The 11,300-nt window shown below is 31.1% G+C and carries 13 protein-coding genes; 10 read left to right on the forward strand and 3 right to left on the reverse strand.

The window, feature by feature from the left end; all coding sequences use genetic code 11:
• The 5 genes from ACIQ11_RS05205 to ACIQ11_RS05225 all read left to right on the forward strand — a co-directional run.
• The coding region (locus tag ACIQ11_RS05205; protein WP_396153453.1) for a chloride channel protein at nt 1-742 on the forward strand (742 nt) is incomplete at its 5' end.
• A gap of 157 nt (nt 743-899) precedes the next feature.
• Nucleotides 900-2,612, forward strand: a complete 1,713-nt coding sequence (locus ACIQ11_RS05210; RefSeq protein ID WP_396153455.1) for an AIPR family protein — start codon at nt 900-902, stop codon at nt 2,610-2,612.
• Nucleotides 2,613-2,824: 212 nt separating this feature from the next.
• On the forward strand, nt 2,825-3,247 hold the full coding sequence (locus ACIQ11_RS05215; RefSeq protein WP_396153457.1) for a hypothetical protein: 423 nt from the start codon (nt 2,825-2,827) through the stop codon (nt 3,245-3,247).
• A gap of 11 nt (nt 3,248-3,258) precedes the next feature.
• Nucleotides 3,259-3,621, forward strand: a complete 363-nt coding sequence (locus tag ACIQ11_RS05220; RefSeq protein ID WP_396153459.1) for a hypothetical protein — start codon at nt 3,259-3,261, stop codon at nt 3,619-3,621.
• A gap of 255 nt (nt 3,622-3,876) precedes the next feature.
• A complete protein-coding gene (locus tag ACIQ11_RS05225) occupies nt 3,877-4,143 on the forward strand; it encodes a hypothetical protein (RefSeq protein ID WP_396153461.1) in 267 nt (88 codons plus the stop codon).
• 142 nt (nt 4,144-4,285) lie between these two features.
• On the opposite strand, the gene murA is transcribed toward ACIQ11_RS05225, so the two are convergent.
• From murA to ACIQ11_RS05240, 3 genes are read right to left on the reverse strand one after another with little or no spacing between them, the layout of a single operon-like run.
• Nucleotides 4,286-5,596 (reverse strand): UDP-N-acetylglucosamine 1-carboxyvinyltransferase, encoded by a 1,311-nt coding sequence (murA, locus tag ACIQ11_RS05230; RefSeq protein ID WP_396153463.1) that lies wholly within the window; start codon nt 5,594-5,596, stop codon nt 4,286-4,288.
• A complete protein-coding gene (locus ACIQ11_RS05235; protein ID WP_396153465.1) occupies nt 5,597-6,427 on the reverse strand; it encodes a DUF4290 domain-containing protein in 831 nt (276 codons plus the stop codon). It lies immediately after the preceding gene.
• 2 nt (nt 6,428-6,429) lie between these two features.
• On the reverse strand, nt 6,430-6,714 hold the full coding sequence (locus ACIQ11_RS05240) for a DUF493 family protein (protein WP_353076466.1): 285 nt from the start codon (nt 6,712-6,714) through the stop codon (nt 6,430-6,432).
• 116 nt (nt 6,715-6,830) lie between these two features.
• Between ACIQ11_RS05240 and ACIQ11_RS05245 the strand changes: the two genes are divergently transcribed.
• The 5 genes from ACIQ11_RS05245 to ACIQ11_RS05265 all read left to right on the forward strand — a co-directional run.
• Nucleotides 6,831-7,367: an AAA family ATPase gene (locus ACIQ11_RS05245; RefSeq protein ID WP_396153467.1), complete on the forward strand. Its 537-nt coding sequence runs from the start codon at nt 6,831-6,833 to the stop codon at nt 7,365-7,367.
• A gap of 10 nt (nt 7,368-7,377) precedes the next feature.
• The gene (locus ACIQ11_RS05250) at nt 7,378-9,261 is read left to right on the forward strand and encodes an ATP-dependent DNA helicase RecQ (protein ID WP_396153469.1); all 1,884 of its coding nucleotides are present in this window, start codon (nt 7,378-7,380) and stop codon (nt 9,259-9,261) included.
• Between the two features lie 160 nt (nt 9,262-9,421).
• Nucleotides 9,422-10,369, forward strand: coding sequence for a methionyl-tRNA formyltransferase (gene fmt, locus ACIQ11_RS05255; protein ID WP_396153471.1), 948 nt, complete (start codon nt 9,422-9,424; stop codon nt 10,367-10,369).
• Nucleotides 10,370-10,529: 160 nt separating this feature from the next.
• Nucleotides 10,530-10,805, forward strand: coding sequence for an HU family DNA-binding protein (locus ACIQ11_RS05260; protein ID WP_396149576.1), 276 nt, complete (start codon nt 10,530-10,532; stop codon nt 10,803-10,805).
• 150 nt (nt 10,806-10,955) lie between these two features.
• On the forward strand, nt 10,956-11,300 hold a 345-nt coding region (locus ACIQ11_RS05265), incomplete at its 3' end, for a YqgE/AlgH family protein (RefSeq protein WP_396153473.1).

The raw sequence follows: 11,300 nt of genomic DNA on the forward strand, positions 1-11,300 counted from the left end.
TGGTGGTAACTTTGCACCTTCCCTATTTGTGGGTTCGTATTTAGGCTTTTCAACTGCGTATTTTTTCAATATGTTGAAAATTACAAATTTGCCTATTAGTAATTTCACATTGGTAGGAATGTCGGGTGTGTTGAGTGGTTTGTTTCATTCGCCTTTGACTGCGATATTTTTGATTGCTGAAATTACTGGTGGCTATAGTTTAATGGTGCCTTTAATGTTGGTGTCTTCTATAAGTTTTGCTATTTCAAAACACTTTGAACCGTACTCGTTTGACATTAAAAATCTTGCCGATAAAGGCGACGTTTTTACAGATGATAAAGACAAAAATATACTACAATCTATTGATGTTAAAAAACTGATTAACAATCATTTTACACCCGTAACCGAATCTAAAACTTTAGAAGCATTAATTGAAAAAATAGCCACTTCAGACGATGTTATTTTTCCTGTTTTAAATGACGACAACAAACTAATTGGTTTGATTTATTTAGATGATATTCGCCCGATAATATTTTCTGCGTTTAAAGTAAAATTTACATCTATAACCGAAGTACTACAACCGGTAAAAGACAAAGATATTGTAGATTTTGAAGATCCTATTGAAAGCATAATGAATAAATTTGAAAGCACCCACCAAGCCATTTTACCCGTAGTACAAGATAAACTATTTATTGGTTTCCTATCCAAATCTGATATTTTAGAAAAATACCGCGAACAATTGAAAGAATTGGTTATAGAATAACCTTTTTTTTAAACATTTCCTACCTCTCATTTTGTAGAAATCATTCTACAAAGAAGTTTGAAAACTATTCCTTATTTTTGATTTTAACAAAATGCGAAACTTTATTTCGCATATATACAAGCTATAGCCAATTTTAAATCGATAAACAACAAGACATATGAGTAACAATAGAATAATATTAGAAGGATGTTTAACGCAATTCAAAACTGTAAATGAAATTGAATTAAGAGACAGTGAAATTTTTGAACTATTTAGCATAACTCAGACTACAAAAGTTTACGATTTGAGTTATGAAAATATTTTAAACTCAATTGTTGATGGTGGTAATGACGGTGGAATTGATTCAATACTAGTGCTCATAGATGATGAGGTCATAGAGTCATTTGATGAATTGGCGGAATATACCTTTTCGAATAAAACCAATAGTCGATTTATTATCTCTCAGTGTAAAAAGGAGAATTCCTTTAAAGAGGCACCATTGGATAAGTTAATTACAACTTTGCCTGAATTATTCGATTTGGAAAAAAATGAAACTGCTTTATTGACAAGATTCAACGCTGATCTTGTAACACTTGCTTTATTAGTAAATCAAGTCTGGCAAAAAACTGCAATAAGTGGTGGAAAGATTTATATTGACTTTATTTATGCTTGTAATGCAACTGAAATTGAAGTTAATGGAGCTTTTAATAGTAAAGTCGATCAATTAAAAACATTAACAAAAAATATTTTTTCTAATGAAAACATTTCATATTCAAATTATAGTTGTTCTGAATTATTGAAATTATATCAAGCACATAAAACTAATAGGTTGACTTTAGAATTTAAAGAACAACCACTTTCTACAAGTTATAAGGAGTTCGGAATTGGTTATGTTGGAATGGTAAAACTAGCGGATTATAAAAGTTTTTTAACAGCTGAAACTACTGAGATTCGTGACGACCTATTCGAAAGCAACATTAGACATTTTCAAGGTGAAGTAGATGTTAATAAAAAGATCAAGACAACAATTGAAACTATTGAAGAAAAAGATTTCTGGTGGTTAAACAATGGGATTACAATAATTGCGGAATCTCCTAACCAAGTTGGGAAAAAATTAGCAATTGAAAATGTTCAAATTGTTAATGGACTTCAGACTTCGTATTCAATATTTAATAGTCATAATGGCGACACAACAGATGAAAGATCTGTTCTAGTCAAAGTAATCATAAATAATAATAAAGAAACAATTGACAATATAATTGCATCAACGAATAGCCAAAACCCAGTTTCAGCGACTTTATTAAGAGCAACGGAATCGACACAAAGAAACTTAGAAATATTCTTTTACAACAAAGGCTGTTTTTATGACAGAAGAAAAAATTACTATAAGAATCAAGGCAAGCCAGCTTCCAAAATTTTCAGCATACAATATACAGCACAAGCTATAAGAGCAATAGTTTTCAATGATCCTCATTCAGCTAGAGCTAAGCCGACTTCACTTCTAAAAGATGATAGAACATATAATCAGATTTTTGATCCTTCAAAAAATTATGAAGGCTATTTAAATTGTTGTTTAATCAATAAAAAATCCAATGACTTTTGGTTGAGTATAATAGATCCTTCTAAAAAAGGAATGACTGCAAATTTCAAATTACATTTAGCTTGGATAAGCTCAAAAGTTACATTAAGCAAAAAAAATATAACCTTTGACGAATTAACTGCTTTTAACTTGACTTTATTTGACCAAGTTATGTTTAATGAAAGTCTCGACTTCTTAATAAAAACAATTAACGAATTCCAACTGATAAATACTACTGCCAACTTAATCAATATGGCTAAATCTGGTGACTTTACTAAATTTATTATTGAGAAACTTGAAGCAAAGTACTAGAAAAACTGGTTATAACAGCACCTACAAGAAATTGGCGGTTCAGTGGTTAAATGAAGTTTTGTGCTTGGTATCAAGTTCAGTAGTTGCAGACCGTTTTCTACTAGTAAATCGCCAACTTCTTGTAGCTGCAAACCGTTAAGTCAGCTTCGAAAAACAAACCTAAAACGGGAAAGCCGAAAACCGTATAGAGTAAGCAAACTAAAAATAAAAAAATGAAAACAATCAAACTTATCTTAATTTCAATCATTGCATTAACTACATTATCGTGTTCAAAATCTGATTCAGATGCTCCTTTAACTTCTAATGCTCCAGAAACTTTATATCCAAGTGATTATGCATTAAGAAATGCAAGCGGAACAACTGAGTATTATGTTTATTTTGGCTTATTAAACAATCCATTTAACAGTAACACAATTAGTAGCATATTAAACCAAGGTTCTTACAGTAATAAAATTATTTACACATACAACAAACCAAACGGCACAATATTAATTGGTCCGTCAGCAAATCCAAATCAAACACTTCCATCTAATTTACCATTTCAAATTGGAACAACTTACAATTTTTCAATAAATGCAAATAAGTTAACAATAACTGCAAATGGACAAAATTATATTTTAACTTTAGAGCCTTAAGATTTTGCAAAATGAAAAAAATATTCTTAATAATTTCTATTGTAACATTAACTTCTTGCGACTCTTTTTTTGAGTTAAATTTTGATAGAGAATTAACAGATAAAATACATTCAAAATATTTAAAAGAAAAGAAACCAATCGATTTAAATAATTTAACAGATTTTGAATGGGATAGTTACTTCATAATTTATCCTTATTCAATTCCTGAAGAAATTGAAAAAAAATATAAAATTGATTTATCAAATTTATCTGAATATGTAGCAGTGGATGATTCTAAACGAGTTTTAGTCTTTATAAAAAATAAAAAATCAATTAAAATTTGCCAAATAAAATATCGAGTTGAATTTACCGAAAACAAACTATTGAAAATTTGATAAATTTAAAAAAGTACGGCTAACGTACATTTGTCAATATTACGATTTTTGTGTAAATTAAATATTCAAGTTTCGCAAGAAAAACCCCACACTAAACATTCATTTCTTCGGTATTCCTTCGGTACTTGTTCGGTACTTGTTCGGTAAATAGGTGTTTTTACCGAAGCGACTCCGAACAAACTCCGAACAAACTCCGAACAAAACCCTATTTAAAAGTTGAGAAATTTTGCTAATTGAAAATAAAAAACATTTAAAATGAAAGCATATAAAAACATAAGTACTTTCGATCAACTTAAAGAGGTTGAACACGGAAAAACAGGAACGGAAAGCAGAAATAACTACGAAGAAAAGTCACAGATGTTTATCATAAGTGAGATGCTTAAAAACGCTCGCACAAGCAGTGGGAATAAGCAAACTAACGCGCTTATTGAAGAATTAGAAATCGGAGAAAAAAGCGGAAAAATTCGAAATTTTAACCGAGAAGAAAATCTAAACGAATTAAAAGAAAAATTCCAAAAGTAAAATCACATTTAGTTTTTTACAAACGAGTTGAAAATACTGAAATGGAAGTAGTAAGAATTTTGCACGAAAAAATGGATATTAAAAATAGAATACAAGAATAATAAACAATAAAAAAAAGCGACATCACTGTCGCTTTTTTAATTTATACTCTTACAATATTTGCACCAAGTGCTCGTAATCGTTCGTCTATTCTTTCGTATCCTCTATCAATTTGTTCGATATTTTGGATGGTACTGGTTCCTTTTGCAGAAAGTGCTGCAATTAATAACGAAATACCGGCTCTAATATCTGGAGAAGACATCACAGTAGCTTTCAATTGCGATTCGAAATTATGTCCCATAACCACAGCTCTGTGCGGGTCACACAACATAATTTTTGCACCCATATCTATTAATTTATCCACAAAGAACAAACGGCTTTCAAACATTTTTTGATGAATTAAAACGTCTCCTTTTGCTTGTGTAGCGACTACTAAAATAATACTTAATAAGTCTGGCGTAAATCCTGGCCAAGGCGCATCCGAAACCGTTAATATAGACCCGTCAATATCGGTTTTAATTTCGTACCCGTCTTTATGAGCAGGAATATAAATGTCATCACCTTTTTGTTCTAACGTAATTCCAAGTTTTCTAAATACGTTTGGAATTTGTCCTAAGTTATCCCAACTTACATCTTTAATTGTAATTTCACTTTTTGTCATAGCTGCTAAGCCAATCCAAGAGCCAATTTCAATCATATCTGGTAAAATTCTGTGTTCACAACCACCTAAAGATTCTACACCTTCAATGGTTAATAAGTTAGAACCAATACCTGTAATCTTCGCGCCCATTGCGTTTAACATTTTACATAACTGTTGCAAATACGGTTCGCAAGCCGCGTTGTAAATTGTAGTAATTCCTTCAGCTAAAACAGCAGCCATTACAATATTAGCGGTTCCTGTAACAGACGCTTCGTCTAATAACATATACGCGCCTTTTAATCGGCCTTCGTTTTCTACACCATAAAAATGGTCTTCTTTGTTGTATCTAAATTTTGCACCTAAATTGATAAATCCTTCAAAATGGGTATCTAAACGACGTCTTCCAATTTTGTCTCCACCTGGTTTTGGAATAAATCCTTTTCCAAATCGAGCCAATAAAGGTCCTACAATCATAATTGAGCCACGTAAACTTCCACCTTCTTTTTTAAAGGCCTCTGTTTCTAAATACCCAACATTTACATCGTCTGCTTGAAACGTATAATCACCAGGTCCGTTTTTCTGAATTTTAACACCTAAGTTACCTAATAAAGTAATTAGTTTGTTTACATCAATAATATCAGGAATGTTAGTTACTCTAACTTTTTCTGAGGTTAACAAAACAGGACATAAAACCTGTAATGCTTCATTTTTTGCACCTTGTGGTTGCACATTTCCTTTTAAGGGCTTTCCGCCTTCAATTTTGAATGTTCCCATTTATACTATATTATTAGGATTATTTTTTGGTTTAAAATTTTTACCGCCTTTATAATTTGGATTATTTAAATTGGCTTTTGTATTATCTGGCGAATTCGGTTTTGCATTAGATGCATTCTGATTTCTATTGTTATTTTGTTGCGGTCTGTTTTGGTTTGCTGGTGGACGGTTTTGATTTCTGTTGTTAGTAGCCGTCTCATTCTTAGTAAAAAACTGAGTCTTATTCGACTGTTTTTTATTCACCTTCATTAAATTTTGCGATGTAGAAAGTTCTTCTTTCATTGCCGTTAAGTTTAATTCACCATTAGATAATTCTAATAAATGATTAAAAATCACTTCATCCGTAACCGTATCTTTATTCCAGCTTAAAAAGCATTTTTTCATATGATTGGCAATCACAATAATTAATGCGTTTTTTAATTCGCCTTCCTCCCATTTACGAGCCACATCAATCATATATTTGATGTTGTTGCCATAAAATCTGTATTTTGGAAAATTTTGTGGATATGTTAAACGTTCTGGTTTCAATTGCACTACTTCTCTTGTAGGAATAGGAAATGGCGAATCAATATCTAATTTAAAATCAGACATAATAAACAATTGATCCCATAGTTTGTGCTGAAAATCTGGCACATCACGTAAATGTGGATTCAAATTTCCCAATACCGAAATTACATAACGGGCACCTTTGTTTCGCTTTTCTCTATCTTCGATAGCGGTAATTTGGTTGATTAATTTTTGTACATATCTTCCGTATTCAGGAATAATTAAATGTTCCCGTTGCGAATTATATTCTAAATAATTAATTGATTCTTCGTTGTTGTATGCCATATTTATAATGAAATAATTCCTTCAATTGTTGCTAATTCTTGGTATTTTTCAATCACTTTATCTGCATTTTGCATCGTAACGTTAATTGAAATACTGGTATATTTTCCTGTTTTAGAAGCGTGTGTTTTTATAACGGCGCCCATATTATTAAAGGCATTTTCAACTGTATTCACATTTGTAGCATTAGTTGGTACAATAAATTTGTATAAATACACAGCAGGCCAAGTGGTTGATTCTTCTAATTCAGATTTAAGTCTAATGTAAAAATCTTCGGTTTCTTTATTCATTTTAATTTAATAATAAACAACAAATATACATTTATAATGTTTGATTTGAAAATTTAAATAATTAAGATTTTCAAAATATAAAAAATGATAGTACATTTGACTTTTAAAGCCTTAAAATGAATAAAAAAATTATACTCCTTATTGGCGGTCCAAGTTCTGGAAAAACCACCTTAATTAATCACTTAGAAGCCGAAGGACACATTTGTTATCCTGAAATTTCAAGAGAAGTAATTTTAAAAGCCCGAGAAGAAGGTGTTGATTATTTATTTTTGGAAAATCCGATGTTGTTTAGTGAACGCCTTTTAGAAGGAAGAATTAAACAATATCAAAACGCCGTAAACGAAGAAAAACCTGTTTTTATTGATAGAGGTATTCCAGATGTGGTGGCGTATATGGATTTTATAGGCGACACCTACCCTGATGAATTTGTAGCCGCTTGCGAAACCTATAAATACGACAAAGTTTTTGTATTACCACCTTGGGAAGAAATATACACCAGCGATGCCGAACGTTATGAAAGTTATGAAGAAGCCTCTAAAATTCATAATTATTTGGTAGATACCTATACAAAATATGGGTATGAACTACACGAAGTACCAAAAACGTCTGTAGAAGAACGCTTTCAATTTATTATCAATCACATAAAAGACTAATTCATTTTTAATGAATCAACCGTTAGATGTTTTAAAAGCGTACTGGAAACACAGTGCTTTTAGACCCACACAAGAAGAAATTATCCAGACTATTTTACGTGGTGAAGATACTTTTGCTTTGTTACCAACTGGCGGTGGAAAATCAATTTGTTTTCAAATACCTGCTTTGCTTAAACCCGGAATTTGTTTGGTCATTTCGCCACTTGTTGCCTTAATGAAAGATCAGGTTGAAAATTTAAAAAATAAAAACATAAAAGCCATTGCCTTAACGGGCGGAATATCTGCTGAAGAAACTAATAATTTATTAGACAATTGTGTCTTTGGGAATTATAAATTTTTATATATTTCACCCGAACGCCTGCAGCAAGATTGGGTTTTAGAACGAATTAAAAATTTAAATATAAATTTAGTTGCGATTGACGAAGCACATTGTATTAGTCAATGGGGTCACGATTTTAGACCTGCTTATTTAAAAATATCAGCGTTAAAAGACTACTTTTCAGTGCCGTTTATTGCGTTAACTGCTACAGCTACCCCAAGAGTTCAAAATGATATTTGTACGCTTTTACAATTAAAAAATCCAGTTGTTTTTAAAAATTCTTTTTCACGAGAGAATTTAGGATATCATATTATTAAAACCGAAGACCAACTTGGAAAACTGAAACAAATTTTCTTAAAAAATCCGGAACCTTCAATCGTATATGTAAAAAACAGAAAATCGTGTATAGAAATCAGCAAAGTACTTACAGATTTTGGTTTTACTGCAACCTATTATCACGGTGGATTATCAGGCAAAGAAAAAGATAAAAATATGCAACTTTGGTTAGATGAAAAAGCCAAGATTATAGTCGCCACAAACGCCTTTGGAATGGGAATTGACAAACCGAATGTAAAAACAGTAGTGCATTTGCAACTTCCAGATAATATTGAAAATTACTATCAAGAAGCGGGCAGAGCGGGTAGAAATGGCGAAACGTCTTATGCCCTACTATTAACTCCAGCAATCGATTTTGAAAGTAGGTTGCAACAATATACCGCACAATTGCCACATAAAGTATTTTTGCATTTGGTGTATAAAAATTTAAACAACCATTTTCAAATTGCTTATGGTGAAGGATTTCAAGAGGTTTTTTACTTAAATTTAAATCAATTTTGTTCGAAATTTAATATTTCGGTAACCAAAACATTTGCGTGTTTGCAATTTCTCGATCGACAAGGAATTATAACGCTTCAAAATTTCATAAGCAATAAAGCCAGTTTACAGTTTAATATTGAAAGTCGAGAAGTCATTCGATATTGCAGTTTAAATACTAAAGAAGCTTTAATTATTGAAACCATTTTACGAAATTATACAGGTGTTTTTGAACAAGTTACTCAAATTAACACCGCATTACTTGCTTCTAAATCGGGTAAAACCGAAGAACAAGTACTTGCCGTTTTAAACAAACTACACGCACAAGAACTAATTGAATTGAAACTACAAAGTAATGACATTTCTATTCTTTACAACGAACCACGTGAAGACAGTTATACCATTAACCGTGTCGTTAAAGTATTAGAGCAACAAAATCATATTAAAATAGAGCAATTCAAACAGATGCTTCATTTTGTTACAGATAAAACCACTTGTAAATCGGTTTTAATTTCGACTTATTTTGGAGAAGAGAATCCTATAGACTGTGGTATTTGTTCGTATTGTACCTCAAAAAACAAAGTAGCACCTAAATCGGTTTTAGAGCAAATTCAGACTCTATTACATAAAGGTGCACTTTCTTCAAATGAAATAGAAAACGTACTTCATTTTTCATCAGAAGAAATTATCTTTGCCCTACAAAACTTATTAGAAAACGATAATATCTTTTTAAACGCTTCGAATAAGTATCAAATTAAGTAAAAATAATTAGACAAAAAATGAACGTTTGTCATTTCGACGTAAGGAGAAATCTCATAATCTAAACACTTTATGTGATTTCTCCTTACGTCGAAATGACAACTTTGAGAATTGACTTTTTAAATCTGCGAATCTGCGTTAAAAAGTAAAAAAATACAATAAGATGGATAAATTAAAAATCATATTTATGGGAACGCCTGACTTTGCAGTTGGCATTCTTGATACACTATATAAAAGTGAGTTTGAAATAGCTGCTGTTATTACGGCGCCAGACAAGCCTGCAGGACGTGGTCAGAAAGTTTCAGTTAGTGCGGTAAAAACCTATGCATTAGAAAAAAACATCCCAATTTTACAACCTACCAATTTAAAAAGCGAAGATTTCTTAGAAGAATTAGCCAGCTATGCTGCTAATTTACAAATCGTAGTAGCGTTTAGAATGCTACCAGAAGTGGTTTGGAAAATGCCTAAGTATGGTACGTTTAATCTCCACGCTTCATTGTTACCTAATTATAGAGGTGCAGCTCCTATAAATTGGGCAATTATTAATGGTGAAACAGAAACAGGTGTAACTACTTTTTTTATAGATGATAAAATTGATACGGGTGCTATGATTTTAAATCATAAGGTAGCAATTGATGAAAATGAAAACGTGGGACAGCTTCACGACAAATTAATGCATTTAGGATGCGACACTGTAATAGAGACCTTACATTTAATACAAAACGGAAAAGTGGAAACTACCATTCAATCCGAAAATTCAGAATTAAAAACGGCGTATAAACTAAATAAAGACAATTGTAAAATTGATTGGTTGAAACCAGGAAAACAAATTTACAATCAAATTAGAGGTTTGTGTCCTTATCCTGCCGCTTGGACATATATTAAAGATGGAGATAATGAGTGGAATGTTAAAATATACGACACTACATTTATAGAAGAAACACATACTTATACTATAGGTCAAATTATTTCTGGAAAAAAGGAAATGAAAATTGCAGTTTCTAATGGTTTCATACAAATTGATAGTTTGCAATTTCCTGGCAAAAAGAAAATGCAAATTCACGAGCTTTTAAATGGGACTTCAATTGGTGCGGATGCCTATGTTAAGTGAGTTTAAGTGCTAAAAATGGGTTAAAATAGGCCACGTTATTAACATTTGCTATAATTTATTAACATTTTAAGCAAAAATAGCTGTAAATGCTTGCGTAGTTTAATGATACATTTAAATTTGTATAACAAAATTATGTATAATCATTTTAAAACTATCAATTATGAACAAATCAGAATTAATCGATGCAATGGCAGCAGCAGCTGGAATTACAAAAGCAGCAGCTAAATTATCTTTAGAATCATTTTTAGGAAGTGTAGAAGGTACATTAAAAAAAGGTGGTAGAGTTTCTTTAGTAGGTTTCGGATCTTGGTCAATCTCTAAAAGAGCGGCTAGAGATGGAAGAAATCCTCAAACTGGAAAAACTATCAAAATTGCTGCAAAAAATGTAGTAAAATTCAAAGCTGGTGCTGACTTAGATGGATCAGTAAACAAATAATAAATACTTTTTATTTATTTGAAAACCTCTTAGTTTCTAAGAGGTTTTTTTTATTTCAAAAATTTAAATTCATTTAATAATGTAATATAAAACTTGATAATTTGTTCAATTAAATTATTTTTCTTAATTTCAATTAAAATTAAATGGCTTATGACTTCATTGTTACCTAAAAAAGGTTGTTTACTAATTGCAGAACCAACCATATTAAATGATATGTCTTTCAATAGATCTGTAATTTTACTAACAGAACATTCTAATGATGGTAGTGTGGGGTTTATACTGAATAAGCCGCTCTCCTATTCCATAAATGATTTGATTCCAGAAATTAATGCGAATTTTATGATTTACAATGGCGGACCTGTAGAGCAAGACAATTTATATTTTTTGCATAACGTACCTGAACTTATTCCAGATAGTATTGAAATCGCTTATGGTTTATATTGGGGAGGTAATTTTGAAACTACAAAACTTCTCATTAATGATGGAAAATTATCA

Source organism: Flavobacterium sp. (assembly GCF_044361065.1).
Taxonomy (GTDB): Bacteria; Bacteroidota; Bacteroidia; order Flavobacteriales; family Flavobacteriaceae; genus Flavobacterium.

What these genes read in the sequence shown, in the direction of transcription:
- ACIQ11_RS05210 (WP_396153455.1), top strand. Translation starts at nt 900, where the DNA reads ATGAGTAACAATAGAATAATATTAGAAGGATGTTTAACGCAATTCAAA.
- ACIQ11_RS05215 (WP_396153457.1), top strand. Translation starts at nt 2,825, where the DNA reads ATGAAAACAATCAAACTTATCTTAATTTCAATCATTGCATTAACTACA.
- ACIQ11_RS05220 (WP_396153459.1), top strand. Translation starts at nt 3,259, where the DNA reads ATGAAAAAAATATTCTTAATAATTTCTATTGTAACATTAACTTCTTGC.
- ACIQ11_RS05225 (WP_396153461.1), top strand. Translation starts at nt 3,877, where the DNA reads ATGAAAGCATATAAAAACATAAGTACTTTCGATCAACTTAAAGAGGTT.
- murA (WP_396153463.1), bottom strand. Translation starts at nt 5,596, where the DNA reads ATGGGAACATTCAAAATTGAAGGCGGAAAGCCCTTAAAAGGAAATGTG.
- ACIQ11_RS05235 (WP_396153465.1), bottom strand. Translation starts at nt 6,427, where the DNA reads ATGGCATACAACAACGAAGAATCAATTAATTATTTAGAATATAATTCG.
- ACIQ11_RS05240 (WP_353076466.1), bottom strand. Translation starts at nt 6,714, where the DNA reads ATGAATAAAGAAACCGAAGATTTTTACATTAGACTTAAATCTGAATTA.
- ACIQ11_RS05245 (WP_396153467.1), top strand. Translation starts at nt 6,831, where the DNA reads ATGAATAAAAAAATTATACTCCTTATTGGCGGTCCAAGTTCTGGAAAA.
- ACIQ11_RS05250 (WP_396153469.1), top strand. Translation starts at nt 7,378, where the DNA reads ATGAATCAACCGTTAGATGTTTTAAAAGCGTACTGGAAACACAGTGCT.
- fmt (WP_396153471.1), top strand. Translation starts at nt 9,422, where the DNA reads ATGGATAAATTAAAAATCATATTTATGGGAACGCCTGACTTTGCAGTT.
- ACIQ11_RS05260 (WP_396149576.1), top strand. Translation starts at nt 10,530, where the DNA reads ATGAACAAATCAGAATTAATCGATGCAATGGCAGCAGCAGCTGGAATT.